The organism is Paenibacillus polygoni (genome assembly GCF_030263935.1).
Lineage (GTDB): Bacteria > Bacillota > Bacilli > Paenibacillales > Paenibacillaceae > Paenibacillus > Paenibacillus polygoni.
Genome location: NZ_CP127162.1, coordinates 4,058,143 through 4,076,792, shown reverse-complemented (window position 1 = coordinate 4,076,792; position 18,650 = coordinate 4,058,143). Strand labels below are relative to the sequence as shown.

At 43.0% G+C, this 18,650-nt stretch carries 15 protein-coding genes, 3 tRNA genes and 1 other annotated feature; of the genes, 13 read left to right on the top strand and 5 right to left on the bottom strand.

What is annotated here, in order from left to right:
• Nucleotides 1-59: 59 nt before the first annotated feature.
• Together QPK24_RS19495 and QPK24_RS19490 are read right to left on the bottom strand one after the other, a co-directional pair.
• A complete protein-coding gene (locus QPK24_RS19495; RefSeq protein WP_285743969.1) occupies nt 60-1,481 on the bottom strand; it encodes a glycosyltransferase family 4 protein in 1,422 nt (473 codons plus the stop codon).
• Nucleotides 1,482-1,502: 21 nt separating this feature from the next.
• Nucleotides 1,503-2,573 carry a glycosyltransferase family 4 protein gene (locus QPK24_RS19490; RefSeq protein WP_285743967.1) on the bottom strand — a complete coding sequence of 357 codons (1,071 nt, stop codon included), beginning with the start codon at nt 2,571-2,573 and terminating at the stop codon, nt 1,503-1,505.
• Nucleotides 2,574-2,775: 202 nt separating this feature from the next.
• On the opposite strand from QPK24_RS19490, the gene QPK24_RS19485 reads away from it, so the two are divergent.
• From QPK24_RS19485 to QPK24_RS19465, 5 genes are all read left to right on the top strand, one after another.
• Nucleotides 2,776-3,738, top strand: a complete 963-nt coding sequence (locus tag QPK24_RS19485) for an ABC transporter ATP-binding protein (protein ID WP_285743965.1) — start codon at nt 2,776-2,778, stop codon at nt 3,736-3,738.
• The gene (locus tag QPK24_RS19480) at nt 3,735-4,448 is read left to right on the top strand and encodes an ABC transporter permease subunit (RefSeq protein ID WP_285743963.1); all 714 of its coding nucleotides are present in this window, start codon (nt 3,735-3,737) and stop codon (nt 4,446-4,448) included. The genes QPK24_RS19485 and QPK24_RS19480 overlap by 4 nt, the downstream gene beginning before the upstream one ends.
• Nucleotides 4,449-4,453: 5 nt before the next feature.
• Nucleotides 4,454-5,842 carry a GldG family protein gene (locus QPK24_RS19475; RefSeq protein ID WP_285743961.1) on the top strand — a complete coding sequence of 463 codons (1,389 nt, stop codon included), beginning with the start codon at nt 4,454-4,456 and terminating at the stop codon, nt 5,840-5,842.
• Nucleotides 5,839-6,795, top strand: coding sequence for a DUF4340 domain-containing protein (locus QPK24_RS19470; RefSeq protein ID WP_285743959.1), 957 nt, complete (start codon nt 5,839-5,841; stop codon nt 6,793-6,795). The genes QPK24_RS19475 and QPK24_RS19470 overlap by 4 nt, the downstream gene beginning before the upstream one ends.
• A gap of 150 nt (nt 6,796-6,945) precedes the next feature.
• Nucleotides 6,946-7,788, top strand: a complete 843-nt coding sequence (locus QPK24_RS19465; protein ID WP_285743957.1) for a YhcN/YlaJ family sporulation lipoprotein — start codon at nt 6,946-6,948, stop codon at nt 7,786-7,788.
• Nucleotides 7,789-7,894: 106 nt separating this feature from the next.
• Here QPK24_RS19465 and QPK24_RS19460 read toward each other — a convergent pair whose 3' ends face one another.
• Nucleotides 7,895-8,680: a DUF817 domain-containing protein gene (locus QPK24_RS19460; RefSeq protein ID WP_285743955.1), complete on the bottom strand. Its 786-nt coding sequence runs from the start codon at nt 8,678-8,680 to the stop codon at nt 7,895-7,897.
• Between the two features lie 203 nt (nt 8,681-8,883).
• Nucleotides 8,884-9,125 (top strand) — a binding site (T-box leader).
• 70 nt (nt 9,126-9,195) lie between these two features.
• On the opposite strand from QPK24_RS19460, the gene QPK24_RS19455 reads away from it, so the two are divergent.
• The 3 genes from QPK24_RS19455 to QPK24_RS19445 all read left to right on the top strand — a co-directional run bounded on the left by QPK24_RS19455 (nt 9,196) and on the right by QPK24_RS19445 (nt 9,445).
• Nucleotides 9,196-9,268: transfer RNA gene (locus tag QPK24_RS19455), tRNA-Phe, on the top strand.
• A 16-nt stretch (nt 9,269-9,284) separates the two neighbouring features.
• A tRNA-Phe gene (locus QPK24_RS19450) sits at nt 9,285-9,357 on the top strand.
• A gap of 15 nt (nt 9,358-9,372) precedes the next feature.
• A tRNA-Phe gene (locus QPK24_RS19445) sits at nt 9,373-9,445 on the top strand.
• Nucleotides 9,446-9,958: 513 nt separating this feature from the next.
• Here QPK24_RS19445 and QPK24_RS19440 read toward each other — a convergent pair.
• Entirely contained in the window at nt 9,959-10,180 is a 222-nt protein-coding gene (locus QPK24_RS19440) for a helix-turn-helix domain-containing protein (protein WP_047913631.1), read from the bottom strand.
• Nucleotides 10,181-10,464: 284 nt separating this feature from the next.
• Between QPK24_RS19440 and QPK24_RS19435 the strand changes: the two genes are divergently transcribed.
• Genes QPK24_RS19435 through nagA form a run of 3 tightly spaced genes read left to right on the top strand, consistent with a single transcriptional unit; the run spans nt 10,465 to nt 13,239 of the window.
• Nucleotides 10,465-11,322 (top strand): MurR/RpiR family transcriptional regulator, encoded by an 858-nt coding sequence (locus QPK24_RS19435; protein WP_285743951.1) that lies wholly within the window; start codon nt 10,465-10,467, stop codon nt 11,320-11,322.
• 5 nt (nt 11,323-11,327) lie between these two features.
• The gene (gene nagB, locus QPK24_RS19430; protein WP_285743950.1) at nt 11,328-12,053 is read left to right on the top strand and encodes a glucosamine-6-phosphate deaminase; all 726 of its coding nucleotides are present in this window, start codon (nt 11,328-11,330) and stop codon (nt 12,051-12,053) included.
• Between the two features lies 1 nt (nt 12,054).
• Nucleotides 12,055-13,239 carry an N-acetylglucosamine-6-phosphate deacetylase gene (gene nagA / locus QPK24_RS19425; protein WP_285743949.1) on the top strand — a complete coding sequence of 395 codons (1,185 nt, stop codon included), beginning with the start codon at nt 12,055-12,057 and terminating at the stop codon, nt 13,237-13,239.
• A gap of 79 nt (nt 13,240-13,318) precedes the next feature.
• Here nagA and QPK24_RS19420 read toward each other — a convergent pair whose 3' ends face one another.
• A complete protein-coding gene (locus QPK24_RS19420; protein ID WP_285749454.1) occupies nt 13,319-14,674 on the bottom strand; it encodes a dipeptidase in 1,356 nt (451 codons plus the stop codon).
• A 276-nt stretch (nt 14,675-14,950) separates the two neighbouring features.
• Between QPK24_RS19420 and QPK24_RS19415 the strand changes: the two genes are divergently transcribed.
• Nucleotides 14,951-17,377 (top strand): helix-turn-helix domain-containing protein, encoded by a 2,427-nt coding sequence (locus tag QPK24_RS19415; RefSeq protein ID WP_285743947.1) that lies wholly within the window; start codon nt 14,951-14,953, stop codon nt 17,375-17,377.
• A 305-nt stretch (nt 17,378-17,682) separates the two neighbouring features.
• Complete coding sequence (locus QPK24_RS19410; RefSeq protein ID WP_285749452.1) at nt 17,683-18,618, top strand: ABC transporter permease; 936 nt, start codon at nt 17,683-17,685, stop codon at nt 18,616-18,618.
• Nucleotides 18,619-18,650: the final 32 nt, after the last annotated feature.

Below are 18,650 nucleotides of genomic sequence, written 5' to 3'. Positions count from 1 at the left end.
CAAACGATGCGCGCAGACGGCAGATTCACTAGCTTTCTCTAGTTTGTCTGCCGTCTTTTTTATTCTCTATCCTTTATTACCTTCCGATCAGGCAGGCGGTAATCGGGGGGAAGTTTGCTCATTAAATCAGCAAGAAGATCGGAAGCAATCGGCAGATGAGGAAGAGAGAAAGCTGCTGATGTACTTAGGGATTCCGTTCGTTCGTCTCTTCTGATTTTTACATCGGTCATCTCGTCTTGTCCACGCTCTGCTATCCGATTCTTTTTGATATACTGCTCATAAACGGCAAGAGTATCTTTCGCTTGCCGTTCCAGTGATCGGTATTTACGTGCCCATGTACGCGCTGCCGTTCCAACACGGGTTCTTACGTTAGGGTGGGTGAGAAGGTAATCAAGCTTGCGGGCAAGAGCAGCAGCATCAGAGGGAGGAACGACATAACCGGTCTTGCCCTCTACTACCATATCCGGCATTCCGGCGGTATCCGCCACAATGACAGGAATTCCTGCAAGTTGTGCTTCTGTAACAGAGAAGGGCTGAGTATCCTGTAAACTTGGCTGTACATAGATATGAACGTTTTTCAGGAACGAAGGCACGTTATTGACCATCCCCCAGAATTTCACATGACCCTCTAATCCTTTGTTCTGAGTTTGTTCTTTATAAAGAGAGCCCATACTTCCTTCCCCGGCAATCCAGATAACAAAATCCTCTCTATATTTTTTCAGGATCGAGGCCGCTTCAAGAAGAACATGAATCCCTTTGATGTATTCCAAACGACCTGTAAAAGCAATGACTTGCTTGTTAGGAGGAGCAGAATAGGAAGTTTGTTTTGCTGCAAGCTCATCATACTGAACCAAGTCTACCGCATAAGGAATTCGGCTGAATGCAGCAGCAGGTGCATGAAACTGCTGCATGAGCTGCTGAATCCAGCTCGATGAGACAATAAACCCGTCGGATGCAGCAATGCCGAGTTGTTCCATCGTCTTGTAGTAATTTCCGAGCGGGGTACGTAAATAATCTTCTTTGCGCGTATCCGGGTTGATCTGCAGTTCATCGAGATATCCTTCTAAATGCAGCGATCCATGATAACTTGTAACAAGTGGAACTTTGCGTTTCATCACACGGGAAATAGAGTATGCGCTAATCGGGTCTTGGGCATGAATTAGATCATAAGATTCAGTTCCAAGATAGGCCATTCCAAGTTCATAGGCATACCGATTCAGTTCTAAATAAGCAAGGTAGGGGTCTGCATGAAGTGCAGGAACATGCCCGTTAGAGAGGCTTGAATGCAGAGCAGGGAGGACCGCTTTTTTTTCAAATAACCATCCTTTCTTTAGTATATAAACGGTCTCTTTCTGCATATCCGTTCCAATGACGTCGACTTCGATTCCATGTTCCGCGTACCACTCCGATAATTGCCGAATATACGTCCAAATCCCCCCAAGATTCTGAAGTCCCCAGAAGGTTGCCATGAGTATTTTCATGAAGAAGTGTGCTCCTTCCTGTTAAAAAATAGCCAAGGCGTTCATCATTTGACGGAACGAATGAGCATAAGCACCTGGGGAGAATTGAGAGACAAGATACTCACGGCCTGCCTTTTGAATCTGCGTACGCATCGTATGATTGTTCATCAATTCCAGTACCTCGTTTGCTGCCTGTTCGACCTCTCCAAGCGGATAAAATTTACCGGTTTGATTATGTGTAATGAACGCTCTTACGCCGTCAGAATCCGTGCTGACAACAGGGCACTCACAGCTGATCGCTTCAGCTACCGCATATCCAAAGCCCTCCATAATCGACGTTGAAATCATAACTCCGCCTGATCTCGCTGCCATAGAATAGTACATCGGCATCTTGGAGTGTGGAACGTTGCTAAAAATTCCGATTTTATCTTCCAAATGGAGTGTTTTTAATGTTTCGTAGAACTGCTGTTCATCCGCTGAAAAGGCAAGGGTAGGGTCATGAAAAAACCATAGTTTTGCTTCTGGTTTTTCTTGAATTACGCGGTGACCAATGTGAAGAAATTCCCGCCAGTTTTTATTAAATTCGAGACGACCAACCCAGAGTAAGGCGGGGTAAGGGGGGATGTCGGTTTCAAGCGGGGCAAAGCTCGTTGTATCGAGCATTCCTTTAATAATAAACAGGTGCATAAACGGGCACATGTCCAAAAAAAGTTGATGAAGATGGGTGGTTGGGGGAATAAGAACCGCATCTGCATAGGCTTGCAGATAAGGAGAAGCCATTTCAATGGTCTCGACAGCCGCTTCCTTTGTGCCTAGTCCCTGTGCCTCGAAGATAATTTTCCCTTTGTAATGAAGAAAAACACGGAGCCGTTCCAACATATTAATATCCGAAGTAGAGATGACGGCATCATACTCCTGCTCTTCCAAAAGCGCACGAATCTCCTCATTATCTGACATGGTATACACCGTACCTGTAGTATTCTGAAGTCCGGTGCCTGGCATGAGATATAAGGTATGTGCTTCGATCCCATGTTGTTTCAAGGCTGCACAGCGCAGCCGATTGAGCGTCTCCACACCGCCGCTTGGAATAAAGAAAGTAAACAATACTTTCAAGACATACCCCTCCCGTTACTATTGATAAGATAAGGTACGTATAACATGGGGGGACGGTGTGGGTAGTTAGGTATCAGTTCACAATTTAGACATATTTTTTTAAGGATTCTTTTAGATTGATTTAAGAATCGTTTATTGTTATCAGGCTAGACTGGGAATACCGTTAATGAACGGAGACGAGAAGCAGAAAGGATGAAGTCTTTTGCTGAAACTGGATCAAGTAAGTAAAACTTACAATGGTCAAAGAGGGGTTCAGGACCTTGATTTCTCAATGGAACGGGGAGAGATTGTTGGCTTTTTGGGCCCGAACGGAGCAGGGAAAACAACAACCATGCGAATGATTACCGGATATTTAAGACCAACCGAAGGCAAAATCCTTCTAGATGGAATGTCTGTACATGAGCAGGGGAGAAAGGTTCGTTCTCGGATCGGATATTTACCAGAGACCCCCCCACTATATCCAGACATGACCGTGCTGTCTTATTTACAGTTTGTCGCAAAATTACGTGATGTGCCTGCAAGGGAACAGAAGCTGAGAGTAGATGAGATGGTAAGCCGACTTGGACTTAGCGGAAGAGAACACCAAATGATTCGGAGCTTATCCAAAGGATATAAACAGCGGACGGGACTCGCAGGAGCCATTATCCATAAGCCGGATTTGCTGGTTCTCGATGAACCTACGTCTGGACTAGACCCAAACCAGATTATGGAGATACGGGATTTAATTAAAGAGTTAGGCGAGAATCACACGGTATTACTCAGCACGCATATACTCCCAGAAGTAAGTGCTTTATGCAGCCGAGTTCTTATTATCAATCAAGGAAAGCTTGTGCTGGATGGTTCACCTGATTCGGTAGGGAATTCGATGGGAGATGCTTTTGAGGTTCATCTTACGGTAAAAGGAGAAGCAGAACATGTAATGCCTATTCTGACTTCTTGGGGAAATGGACAAGAACACCCGATTACACTGGGTATGCATAGTCAATCCGAAGAGATTTTGCAGCTGCGGCTGAGTACTCCAACTCAATATGACTATAGAGAGGCGCTTTTTTATAAGCTTGCTTCGGAGCATATTCCGATTCTTGAGATGAAGAAACAGGATCAGACGCTCGAAGAAGTGTTCCAGAAGCTGACGATGACGGAAGAAGGGAGAGAGCGGAAATGAAACGGATGATGGCGATTTTCTATAAAGAACTTCAATCCTATTTTCTTGTTCCAACTACGTACTTTGCTTTTGCGGTGTATGTATTGTTGTCGAGCTTTTTGTTCTTTATGAGCTTTGTCTACTATCAGCCTAGTATTGTGGACTACCGGCTAGTGCTCGGAGATACCGTATCTTTACTGATCTATATTGTACCTCTGCTGACCATGCGTCTTATCGCGGAAGAATTTAAGCAGGGAACCGACGAACTATTAATGACCTCACCCACGAGCGTAACTGAAATTGTATTCGGAAAATATTTGGCATCTTTGGTCATTTTACTGCTCCTGATTCTATGCAGTCTGACCTACCCGCTTATTATGTCCTTGTATGGTGATATTAATGAAACGACCGTATGGCTGTCGGCACTGGGGCTCTTTTTAATGGGCGCTTCGATGATGGCAATTGGACTCTTTGCGTCGTCTCTTACCCAACATCAGATGGTATCAGCGGTAGCTGGTTTCATTATATTGCTTGTGCTGTGGATGATTGATTCCTTTACAGATAGCAGCAGTGCCGTCACAGCTTGGCTCTCTCCATTTTCGTTGTCTAATCGATTCGCGAACTTCACTAAAGGTGTGATTAGCGGACCTGATGTGATTTTTTATCTTACATTAGCCGGTGTTTTCCTGACGCTCAGTATTCAGGGCATTGAGCGGAAACGGTGGAGGTAAGAACAATGAAAAAATGGATGAATCATACGAACAGCGGTATTATTTCTGCAGCGATTATCGGTATTTTTATTTTGCTGACGTTATTTATGAATTCACTCGGAGGTTTTCAGCTGGATCTCTCGGAGGGAAAACAAAACACGTTATCAGACCAAACGAAAGAAGCGGTCAAAGCGATTTCGGAAGATACCCGGGTGCTGGTGTTTACGGTGAACAGCTCAAGTGATGAACTGCTAAACCGGGAAGTAACGGATTTAGTCGATGAGTACAGTAAGCTGAATAGTAAACTGAAAGTGGAAAAATATAATCTTGAATCAGAACCTGTACTGGCTCAGCAGTATGAGCTAAATTCAAGTTCCATTGTTATTTTACAAGGGGACAAGCAGCAAGTTGTGCCCATGATTGATTTATTCTCTTCTGGGGAGAATGAAGGATCTTATTTGTTCTCAGGAGAAGAAAAATTAACCCAGGCACTTCTTTCACTGGAGTCAGATGAAAAACATAAAATAGCCTTTTTAACTGGACATGGAGAACTAGAACTATCTGCGGCTACAACGCTTCAAACCTCACTGAATCAGAGCAACATGGAGACTACGGAGATAACATTAGCGGAAGATACCGGGGTACCGGAGGGCACTGATGTCTTAGCTATTCTGGGTCCGCAAGAGGATTTGAGTGATGCAGAGTTAAAGCAGGTTCAAAACTATATGGATCAAGGGGGCAAGCTGCTCCTCACCCTTGGTTTTCACGAAGAGATGAAGAGCCAGTGGACCAATATTGATGCACTGATGAAACAGTACGGTGTGGTAGATGAACATGCGATTATGGTCGATCAGGAATCTTCTACGACGAATGGACCTTTATGGTCCATGCCTGAGCTTGAATCACATACGGTTACCGATAAATTAATTCAAAATCATCTTCAGCCTGTCTTCAGTCTATCGCTTGGACTTAGCGCTGAAACACAAGATCAATGGGTGGTAACGTCTATTCTTGCGTCCTCAGACACGAGTTACGGGGAAACAGATATAACAGGTCTTTTGGAGAATGAAACGAGTAATGATACGGAAGAAGATTTGCAAGGACCCGTCAAATTAGGATACGCCATCGAAACGACGGATGGTAATCCAAAGGCCGTTATTATAGGTGCAACCACTTTCATGCAAGATTACGAAATTGGAAGCGGGGGGAATCGGGATTTTATCCTCAATACCATTAATTATCTCGCAGAAAAAGAAAATGGTTTAACCATTCGTCCAAGGGAGCAGATGGGATATGAACTGGCTTACTTGACACAGGCCCAAGGTTCGGCAATTTTCGCGATTGCTGTCATCGGAATGCCGCTTATTTTTGTCATCATTGGTGCTTTATTATGGTGGAGGCGCAGAAAAAAATGAAAAAGTTTATTCCGACGATTCTTTTGTTAGTTGTACTCGCAGGGATGTGGGCATTCGCTCACTCCCAGAACTATTTTCAGGAACAAGCAGAACCGGAAAAACTAATGGGCACGGATGTGATCGACCCAGCAGCAATAACGTCATTCCGTATTGTAAGCGGCGGTGAAATAACAGAACTTACGAAGCAAAATAACGAGTGGGTAATGACTTCACCAGAAGCGTATCCTGTAAATAACTATGCCGTGGATGAATGGCTTGATACGGTGACCAACGTGGATCTAGCTTCTGTCGTAGAAGAGAATCCGGCAGATCTTGAGAAATATGGACTTTCTGTAGATGATCAAGGGATTATCATTACAACGGAAGATGGCGGTACGATCGAAATCGCACTTGGGAATCACCTGCCTACAGGGAGCAAAGTTTACGCACAATTAGGGGCAGGACAAGTCGTGAGTATTGCAGAAACGACAGCATCCAATCTCCTGTTGAGTCCTCTACAGCTGATGGATACCACGCCTTTTGAATGGGATAATGATCAGCTTGTATCCCTTGAGTGGGAAAGCAGCGATATATCATGGGTTTTAAAACGTAAGGATGATGAAGAAGGGGAGACAGCGGCCTGGACTTTAAATGGTGAAAATATAGAACTCACCGATGCAGATTCGCTTATGAATCAGCTAAAGACAATCGCAACGGATCAAGTCCTGCAAAAACCGAAACAAGGAAGCACCTCGGTTTCTTTTACAGTCACAACTGAATTAGAAGATGGAACGACCAAGGTGTATCAAGGGCTGACGGATTCCTCTGAGCAAGGTATGTACTATGTGAAAACGAACCAGGATATGACGCTTGCTTATGTTATTTCTGCTGATTCAGTGAATAAGGTAACTGATAAAGCAAAAGATTTACGGAATGGACCTAGTAATACAGAAGAAACAAATACAACCGAATAATAAAAGAAAGCTCGAAGACCTTGATGATACCTTGGGAATCTTCGGGCTTTTTTTATGGCGTGTTCCATATCCTTTCAGCATAACGCAGTAATGCTTCGCGCATGCTAACGGAGTGTTATAACAACTTCAATTTGAAGCGGAGGATGAACCATGCCAGGAATGAAAAAAACCAAAGCTGTTACCCTTTCTTTATCTGCTGCAATTCTTATGATGTCAGCTCTAACCGGTTGTGGATCTACGTCGGATGATCAAGGAGTGAAGACGAACAATGTCCGTAATTATGCATCGGATGCAAACCGCAACGTGCGTAATGGAATTAACTATGGAATGAATGGGATTAACCCAGATCGGGCTAGTGTACACCGCACGACGAGTCTTTCTGCAAATAGTCAAATGACGAAAGCGATCTCGGATATGAACGGAGTGGGAAAAGCTTATGTTTTGCGCACTGATCATAATGCTTATGTTGCGGTATCGCTCAAAGAAGGCGGCCGGTCACAAAACACAAGACATCATAATAACCGAAATCAAATGAATCAAAATGTAAATAATTTGGGTGTAAATGATATGGGGACAAGAGCTCCATATACAACGAGCGGTATTGCACCAGGGCTTCGCTCAAATGACTATTCTCAAAGCAATATGTATGGAGATAATGCAAACAGTTCCCACGGGGCAGGCGGAATCTTTAATCCAAATAACGTTAATAACAACAACCAAAGAGGAACAGGAACGAACGGCAGTATGAATAACAACACGCAAGCAGAAGAACAAGTTACAGCTGAGTTAAGAGAAAAAATCACAAAGAAAATTAAACAAATGGATCCAAAAGTGAAAAATGTCTATATTTCAGCAAACCCTGATTTCCTGGAGCGTATCCAAGGTTACGGAACTGATCTTGAGAATGGACATCCGATCAGCGGTATTGTGAATGAGTTCCAGGTTATGATGGACCGCATTTTCCCAGCGAAAACAACGTCTAATCGTAAGTAAAACATCTGTATTTGAAGTATTAGACATCATAATTTTATCAAAAAAGAAGAAGACGTTGTCCAATAGGACAGCGTCTTCTATATAAGGTGTATAAAATGATTTATGTTCATTTTATTCGTGTGTCATGGTTAATAAGGTTCGCTTTCACGTGTTTTAGCTGGGCAACGATGATAACGCTAATGATCACGAGCAGAAACCAAGAGCTGATTTTACTAAAACTTACGAATTGCCAAGTTTCTTGCTGGTCAGGGTATTTCCAACCGTCAAAGAAAGTAGCTATATTCTCTGCAGTCCAGATGAAAAAACCGACAATAATAAAGGCGAGAGTTAGAGGCATTCGGTAAGTTTCTGTCCTTACCCGGTATATGATCCAGGTTTTCCAGAAAACAATAAAAACAAGCACAGTCAACCACCAACGAAAATCCGGTATAAAATGATGTGTGAAAAAGTTGAGATAAATTGCTCCTCCTAACATAAGCGAAGGAATAAGCCCGGGCCAACCTGTCATGTCCATGCGCAGTCTACGCCATATTTGACACATAAAACTTGCTACACTTGCATACATAAATCCGCTATACAGCGGTACACCAAGTAGTTTGGTATATCCAGGTTCAGGATAAGACCATGACCCCATCCATACTTTATAAATCTCCAGTACCAATCCAATCACGTGAAATATACAAATAACTTTAATTTCATCTATGGACTCAAGTCCACTGCGGTACATGAGGAACTGTACTCCGAGCAGGATAAGGAGAATAGCGTCATAACGATAGAGGAAAGGGATCTCAATTACGCTAGTGATGGCAAGAGTGGTAAATATAGCGACAGGGAAAATACAGCTCATCGCTTGATGATATCCAAAATGTAATAGTTGTATGATCGGTTTCACTTTAGGTAGCCCTCTTTCTATCCTTTATGAGTTATACGTACTATGAAATTTATTCATTTGTGTTACTTGTTTACTCCTTATTTAATATATAGGTGTAATCAATTTGTAGAAAGAGAAAATAATTCAATAATATGAAACCAATTTATTAAAAGTGTTGACTTTAAATAGTTATTACATCATAATAAGGAAAATTACATAGCGATCTAAAAGCTTTGAAGGAGAAAAGTAATTCAAATACCAGCTCACAGGGAGGAAACGCCGAAGATTGAGAGCGTTTCTAAGGTAATGGTTTGAATGAAGTTCGCTCCGGAGCTGTCCCTTGAAACCATTCCATGGCAAGTAGAGGTGTACCGGTTTAACCGTTATTCATTAAAGTGAGAGCGTTCTTCTTTGTTAGTCAAGAAGGCTCTAATATAGGGTGGTACCGCGGCTCCTCGTCCCTTTGGATGAGGGGCTTTTTTGTATTCCATTTACGATATCACAGGGTTCCATTTATAGTAATCTATTAAAAATAAGGCTCGGTAGCTCAGTCGGTAGAGCATAGGACTGAAAATCCTAGTGTCGGCGGTTCGATTCCGTCCCGAGCCATCTCTAAATAAAATAAGGCTCGGTAGCTCAGTCGGTAGAGCATAGGACTGAAAATCCTAGTGTCGGCGGTTCGATCCCGTCCCGAGCCATCTCTAAATAAATAAGGCTCGGTAGCTCAGTCGGTAGAGCATAGGACTGAAAATCCTAGTGTCGGCAGTTCGATTCTGTCCCGAGCCATCATATTTTTAATGAACCGTTGGAAATGAGATGCGGGTATCAGGGCAAATCTACAATGGATGCTCGATAAGTTGGGATTAAGGAAATATCTCTACTTAGAGGCGGACACACCTCTCCTATCATGATCAAGATTTTGGAGTTTCCAACGGCCAAAAAGGACAGTCTGAAGATATTTTAGAATACAAAAAGAGCTAAGATACTTAAATATCTTAGTACGATGTAAATAATAAATCGGGATTTTTTAATTATAATCATAAAGAGGATCAATGTTCATTATACGTTCATTGATTCTCTTTTTTGTCTACCCTAATTTGAGCTGATCTAATTGAAAGGTGTATCCCTCCACAACTCCCATGTCCTCTATAAACAATTTACAAAGAGCTCTCTAAGACGCAGTATGGGTATCTTTTTTATAGCTGATTTTGTTGGCCCCAGTAACAAGTAAAGCCCTCTTCTTTCATCCCTAAGGACAAACGAAGAGGGCTATGACGAAAGAATAGAGCTTCTTTTTCGTCAAATTTTTAATTCTCCTAGCTTAATTAACTCTACTACCGCTTGTGAACGACCCTTAACATTGAGTTTCTGCATCACATTGGAAATATGATTGCGCACCGTTTTCTCGCTGATAAAAAGAAGTCCCGCGATATCACGCGTCGTTTTGTCCTGCACCAGAAGCTCGAATACTTCGCGTTCACGGTGGGTCAACAAAAATTTGCTCTTGTGGTCACCCTTCAATGTTCACCCCTCCTTGCCCGGGTTTGTATGGTGTAACAAGGTTAAGGGATACAGTCAAATCATCTTATGTAAAGTCACCTAGAATGGTTCGGTTTGTGCAAAATTTTGGGCTAATCCATTTATTAGTAGGATGTATTACCGATATAACCCAAAACCTGGTTGATTTAACCATCTATAATGGATTATGATGAGAGGGTAGTAAAAATAATTTTCTTCATTAAATATAAAATTTATTAAAATAATTTTCATTTATAATAATATTCATATCGAGGTGGATTCACCCTATGGCAGCAATCTTACATGCGTTACTCCAAGAAATGGAGCAACTTCCTCCTCAAGAGAGAAGAATTGCCGAGGTCATTTTAGAATCCCCTTCTGTGATCACGCGGTTATCTATTAAGGAACTAGCCGAAAGAAGTGGAACCAGCCCTGCAACGGTGACTCGGTTCTGTAAATCCAGGCATTTTCGAGGATTTCCAGATTTCAAAATGAAGCTAGCAGCAGAAACTTTTCAACATTCGGGTAATGAGGTGTATCAAGATATCGTTGCAGGAAATTCGCTTACTACGATTGTAGAAGCCATCGAAGCGAATCACTTAGCATCGATTACAGACACCACAAGACTGCTGGATATGGAACGTCTTGAGAAATCAATCCATCTGCTTTGCCGAGCAAGACGAGTAGATCTGTACGGAGTGGCTACTTCATCGATCGTGACGCAGGACTTCTATCAGAAGTTAATTCGAATTGGGATTTCCTGTACCGCATTTTCCGATGGACATATGCAGATTACATCTGCCTCGTCCCTGGGTGCTGAGGATGTTGCTTTTGCGGTTTCGTATTCAGGTGAGACCCAGGACACGATCGACGCGCTCGTATGTGCGAAAGAACACGGAGCAAGCACGATTTCTCTTACTTCGTATGGACACAACACCCTAGCATCTGTCACTGATATTCCCTTGTTTACTTCCTCACTCGAACAGGGGATGCGCCGAGGAGATATGGCTTCGCGTATCGCCTTGCTACATGTGATTGATATTTTATTTACAGGCATGGTCAGTCAGGATTTTGAACGATTTGTTCCAAGACTGGATGGCTCTTATGAGCAAGTACAACGTGTGAAATTACGGAATGGAGGATGAATAAGATGAATATTAGAATTTTTGATCAAGAAAAAGAGCTTAACACAACCGGAGCAGAACTTATCGCATCACTTGTACAGAATAAACCAAAAGCAGTGCTCGGTCTTGCCACAGGGAGTTCTCCTGTTGGAATTTATAATGAACTAATCGATATGTATAACCGCGGACTTGTAAGTTTTGTGAGTGCTTCTTCTTTTAATTTGGATGAGTATGTTGGATTGCCTGTAAGTCACTCGGAAAGCTATCGCAGCTTCATGAATAACAAGTTGTTTCATCATATAGATATCAAGATGGAGAATACACACATACCTGATGGAAATGCAGCAGATTTGGACGCAGAATGTACACGTTATGAGGAACTGCTCGTTAATCAGGGACCGGTGGATCTTCAGCTCCTCGGGATTGGACATAACGGACATATTGGGTTTAATGAACCAGGAGCAAGTCTTACGGGAAGTACTCACGTGGTGAACTTGAAAGAGGAGACCCTGAAGGCGAATGCACGTTTCTTCCCATCCATTGAGGATGTGCCAAAACAAGCGATGACGATGGGGGTTGCCTCTATTCTCAAGGCGAAGCATATAGTGCTTATAGCCCGTGGTGAGGATAAGGCTGAGATTATTCGTACGGCACTGACGGGTCCAATTACGACCGAATGTCCAGCATCTCTTTTGCAATGCCATCCCAATGTGACTGTTCTGCTGGATCGCGGAGCTGGGAGGTTCATGTAAGATGATAAATCATAATAACAGCCTGACCACTATTTATGGAAATGTAGTAATGAAAGATGAGGTTCTAGAACAAGGCGCTGTAATTATACAAAATGATACCATCGTTTACGCAGGACCTGCCTCTGATATTCCCGATCGATGGACGGATGAACAAGGAGAAGTGATCCAGGGGCATGACGGATACATTGTTCCTGGCTTTATAGATATTCATGTTCATGGGGGCGGCGGCCAAGATTTTATGGATTCCTCAAAAGAGGTCTTAGACACGATTACTTCATATCATGCTTCACAAGGAACGACAACCATGCTGGCAACAACGATGACAGCTCCCAAAGAATGGATTGATAAAGTTCTCCATGAAGTGAATGAATATCGCGCGCAGCCGATGCCTTATGCACAGCTGGCAGGAGTTCATCTAGAAGGTCCATTTATTAGTCCAAAATGGCCCGGTGCACAAAATCCAGAACATATTTCTCTGCCTGATGTGAACTGGCTTATTTCCTGGGAAAAGCTGTACCCAGGACTTATTCGCCAAGTTACCCTTGCTCCTGAGCGAGAAGGGGCGCACGAAGTGATTACATGGCTGCGAGAACAGCATATTACTGCTGCTGTAGGGCATACGGATGCTACGTATGAAGAGGTGGAAGCTGCCGTGGAAGTTGGACTTCATCATGCAGTTCATACATTTAATGCGATGACCCCGCTTCATCATCGTAAGCCTGGAACGGCAGGGGCAGTGTTAAGTGACCCGCGAATCAGTGCAGAAGTGATTGCAGATGGGATTCATGTGCACCCTGCTGCAGTATCTCTCATTGCTCAGCTCAAAAGCAGTATTCACAAGCTGGTGCTCATCACAGATGCCATGTCAGCTACGGGTCTTCCCGATGGAAATTATACATTAGGAGATCTGCCTGTTGTAGTAAAAGAGGGGGTAGCCCGGCTGGAAGATGGAATCACACTTGCAGGAAGTACACTTACTATGATTCGAGGATTCCAGTTCCTAGTTAAGGAAGCGGGGCTGAGTATAGTAGAAGTTTCTCAGGCAGCAAGTCACAATCCGGCAAGCCTGCTTGGACTTCTTGATGTAACAGGTACCATTGAACAGGGGAAACAAGCCGATATTCTGCTGCTGGATTCTTCCCTAGAGCTAACAGACGTATGGATTAAAGGTTCGAAATTAAAATAAAAAGCAGGCTGGATTCGATCCAACCTGCTTCCTAAGAACTCAATTCGATTTCACTCGAATTGAGTTTTTTTATTTACTTTTAAACACGCTTTAGATATTCAACAATGGTCAGCAGACCTTTATCAAAATTCTCCAAGTTGAAATGCTCATTTGGTGCGTGCAGATTTTCATCTGGCAAGCCGAAGCCCATCATTACGGTAGGTGCATTCAGTGTGCTGGACAGTTTTTCAACAATAGGGATTGAGCCGCCATCTTTAGTAAACAGTGCACGTGTACCATATACGGTTTCGTACGCATCTGCTGCTTTTTGCAGCATCGGATGGGACGGATCAATATTAAAAGCATATGCTTTCTCTTTTGGTGAAATAGTTAATTTTGCACCTACCGGAGTGTGAGCATTTAGATGTGCTTCGATTGCATCGAGGCAAGCTTGCGGATCCTGATTCGCAACAAGCCGGCAAGTAATCTTGGCGTGTGCTTCTTTAGGGATAACCGTCTTCGTGCCTTCTCCTTGGAATCCGCCGTATACACCGTTAAGTTCAAGCGTTGGACGAGCACCGATTCGTTCTACGAAAGAGTAACCTTCTTCGCCATAAAGCGCATCAAGACCGAGATCTTGTTTCAGTTTCTCTTCGTCAAATTGCTGTTTAGCAAATTCTTCACGCATTTCCGGAGACAATTCTTGTACTCCATTATAGAAACCTTCTACACTTACTCGTCCTTGTTTATCATGTAAGGTAGACAGTAATTCAACCATCGCATGAAGTGCATTAGGTACGCCGCCTCCGTAAGAACCGGAATGCAGGTCTGTATTCGCTGTATTCAAAGAAAGCTCAAGGGAACAAAGTCCACGCAGTCCTGTAGAGATGGCTGGTTTTCCGGGAGCAAGCAAGGATGTGTCTGAGACGAGCACGACATCAGCTGCCAGCTTTTCCTTGTTTTCTTCGAGGAAGAGAGGGAGGTTAGGACTCGATACTTCTTCTTCACCTTCAATACAGAATTTGATGTTAACAGGTAGTTCCTTCTCTTGTTTCAAAATCGCTTCAACAGCCTTAACATGCAAGAACAGTTGTCCTTTATCGTCGGTTGCACCGCGGGCATACAATTTCCCGTCACGAATGGAAGGCTCAAAAGGAGGTGTCTCCCATAAATGCAGCGGATCAACCGGCTGCACGTCGTAGTGACCGTAGACCAGAACGGTAGGTTTTCCTTCTGCATGCAGATAATCTGCGGTAATCAAAGGATGACCTTTGGTTTCATGGATTTCTACATGCTCAAGACCCGCTTCTGTCAGTTTTGCTGCAAGCCATTCCGCTGCTTTATGGACATCACCTTTATGTTCAGATAAGGCAGAGATACTTGGAATGGATAACCATTCTTGTAACTCATTCAGATGTTGTTCACGATTGTCTTCAAAATAAGCCTTGTAATCAATACTCATAGTGTAAAGATCCTCCTCAAATAACGTCTTCAACGATTCCTTATTATTTTACACTCTTTTTCGAGGAATACGAAATATGAAGCGATTAAACGACAGAATAATCCATTTTTGCAGGATTAAGGATAAAACGGGGCGAAACAAATATATTAACCATTTCATTGTCATGTTAAACCTTATCGAACTTACATGCTCGTCTAGAACAAAAATACGTGTTTTTTTAAAATATAATGATGAATGCGACTTCGAGAAAATAGGCAGGTGAACTGAGCGATGATTCCTCTTCATCCAGCTCGTAAGAAGAAGTTAAAACCGTTTGGTTTTATAAAAGGAAGTCCACGCAAGGGACGTTTTTATCGTAAAAGTTTAATTACGATTCTGCTGATTGCAAGTATTCCAGGGCTCATTACAGGAATGACGATGTACTGGCTTGTTATCGGGCAGATGGAAAAAGAATTTAACAGGCTCCATCAGAATCAGATTACGAACCGAGCTGAGAATCTCGCCGACCAGTTCAGTTATATGGAACTCAGCTTATCTCATTGGGCGTTTGAACCCCGGTTTGGGGAAGAGCTGAAAGAAATGGATTATGTCTATCAGTTTACAGAGACAGTAGATATCATGAAAACACTATACGTACTGCAAGGTTCTAATCCACTTATTCAAAAAGTAGAGCTGTATTTAAATGAACCTCAGCCGATCTTGTTCAATCGTTCTTATAGCGAGCTGACCGATCTATCGCTGATTGATTCCTATAATGAGTATCTTAGAGATGGGAGCCATATTTACTGGACAGATCGAATTCCAGGACAGCCGCTGGCGGAGCGGGGAACAAAAAATGCTGGAGACAACTCAGCCCATTTGCTTCATACAGATCCAGGAGAAGCCTTAGTCTTGGTACATAAAATACCAGGGGGGAGTCTCAGCCCTTTCGGAGCCCTCATCGTTAAGCTGGATAACAAAAAAGTGACAAACCTGCTGAAAACGCTTACCCCTTATGATCAAGGTTCCACTTTTTTAATGGACCAAAAAGGAAATATACTCCTGTCCGGCGGAGACCATGAAGGCAGCTCCTCTAAACAATTAAATGAAGAAATTAGACAAAAGGTGGACCTGTCCCGAGACAAGGGTTCATTACTATATACGTTTGAAGGGATCACCTACTCTGTGTCCTATGGAAAAATGAATCGGATTGATTCGAACTGGTTCTATGTTTCAGCAGCGCCGATTACCGACATAACTGCCCCTTTGTTATCGGTGTCCAAAGGTATTGTACTGATGAGTACGGCCGGACTCCTGCTTGCGATTCTATTATCCTGGCTGGTATCTCGCCGCATCTATACACCAATTGAACGATTATTGGGATTGCTTTCTGCTGAATCTGCCGGTAACACGGGTAACAGCCCAGTTTTGCCTGCGGTTAACGTGGATGAATTCGAACTGCTTGAAGCACAGTGGAATGAACTTGTCATGGAGCGAAGTACCGTTCGAAAAAGGCTTGAACTTCAGATGCCGCAATTGCGGAATGGATATATCATGCAGCTCATTCAAGGACATCTGTCTGCCCATTCTGAAGAGGATCTACGGCAGAGACTAGAGGATCTTGGATTTCGGGTGCGGGATCAGCATTTTTTACTCGTAAGATTGCAACTTACAGGATACTCCAAGCTGAGCGGACGTTTTCTAGAACAGGATAAAGGCCTTGTTACTTTGACAGTAGTGAATATTATTGAGGAATTCGCAGAGCAGCGTTTTGAGCAAGCTTGTGTGCTGAATTTCCACGATCTGTCTGCTGCAATCCTTTTAACCGGTGAGGAAGAGAAACTAAAAGCATCTGTACTTGAGTGGTCCGAAGAACTCATGGTGGTCATTAACCAAATTATGAAAATGAATGTGACCATTATGGTGGGTAGACCTACGAGTTCAGTTCGTGATATACCCTCCCTATTTATGGAACTTGAGCAAGCAGAAGCATTCCATAGCATTGAAGAACTTAACCAGCTTCTGGATTTAGATCATTTGACATTCACACACGATATAGAACATTCGAGTTATCCGTTTCTTATTGAACGGGACCTGATTCATGCCATTCGAACGGGAAAAGAAGAAGAGGCAACAGATCTGCTCCGTGAGTTTCTAAAACAAGTCACACAGCGTCAATGTACGATTTATCAGCTGCAGCAGATGATGCTTCAACTGCTGGCAAGCATGCTGCACCTGATGCTGCAGTCCGGAATTCCTCCCTATGAACTATTTAGCGGCCGTAATTTGTATGATGAGCTTGCCCAGCTGAGGGAACCCGTGCAAATAGAGGCTTGGCTGAAATCGGAAGTGATGACTCCTTTTATTACCTTTATGGAACAAAGATCACATTCAGGGCTGAAACCCGCAGTTGAACGCACCATGGAACGCATCGATCAGCAGTATATGACGGATATATCGCTAGAAGCTTGTGCCGATCTGGAAGATATGACTCCTTATGCACTTAGTAAAGCTTTTAAACAAGTTGCAGGAATCAATTTTATTGATTATGTCACCTTTCGGCGTATGGACATGGCAAAACGTTTACTGCGAGAAACCGATTTGAAGATTAACGAAATCGCAGATCAGGTAGGTTATCAGCACAGCTACTTTAATCGGATTTTCAAGAAACAAGAAGGGTTGACCCCAGGGCAGTACCGTGAACAGTGGAACCGTTAATTCATTTTTTATAAGCAGCACAAAAAAAGAAATGAGTGCAAAAAAGTGATATACAAGACAAAATGCAAACGGAAAAGGATACAGAAATCTCTTGTTCCACCAGGCTTTTTGAGCGATTTCATCTATATACAAAAATGGTCAGTTGCCGGAAATGAACAGCGGTATGTAAAGTAAAGTCATTCCAATGTTAACGCTTACATAATATTCTGGTTTCTTTCGCCAAAGAAAGGAGATCGCTCATGAATCAACATTTGCCTGGTGGTTCACCGGATTCTACCGCATTACAGCCGTATACACCAAATAGAATGACCAAGGCTGAAGCGAAACAAAAAGCTAGAAAAAGATGGCTGGCTCAATTAAAACGAAACAAGTGGCTTTATGTTCTCTTAGCTCCTGGACTGCTTTATTTTCTTATCTTTAAATACGCACCGATGTGGGGGGTTATCATTGCATTTCAAGACTATCAACCCTTTCTTGGAATTCGTGACAGTCAGTGGGTAGGGTTTGATAATTTCACCACCTTCTTTCAGAATCCGGACTTCTTTAGGCTGCTCCGAAATACTTTGATTCTTGCTGTATATGATTTGATCTTCTTCTTTCCCGCACCGATTCTAGTCGCTTTACTTCTTAATGAAGTTACAAAATCGTGGTTTAAAAGAACCATTCAGACGCTGGTTTACGTACCTCACTTTGTATCCATGGTTATTATCGCAAGTATTACGTATGTGTTTCTGACACCAAATGGCGGTGTTCTGTACGAACTGATCGCTCAAGTCACGGGAAGGCCGGTTGATGTGCTGTCAAATCCAGATTCTTTTCGGCCTTTGATCATTATCCAAATGCTGTGGAAAGAGGTGGGATGGGGGACCATCATATTCCTGGCCGCACTTGCCGGGGTAGATATGGAACAATATGAAGCTGCTATTGTAGACGGGGCAGGACGGATGCGAAGAATATGGCATATTACCCTTCCTGCGATACGGAATACGATTATTATTTTGCTCATTCTTCGTCTCGGTAACTTTATGGACACCGGTTTTGAGCAAATTTACCTGATGACCAATTCCTTGAACCGTGAGGTAGCGGATGTATTTGATACTTATGTGTATCAAGTCGGTATTACACAGGGCGCTTTCAGCTACAGTACTGCGGTTGGATTATTTAAATCTCTAATCGGCATTGTCCTGATTCTTGGAGCGAACAAACTGGCCAAAAAATTTGGGCACTCCGGGATCTATTAGTCTGAAGGCTGGTTAGCTTGCACCGATTCTAA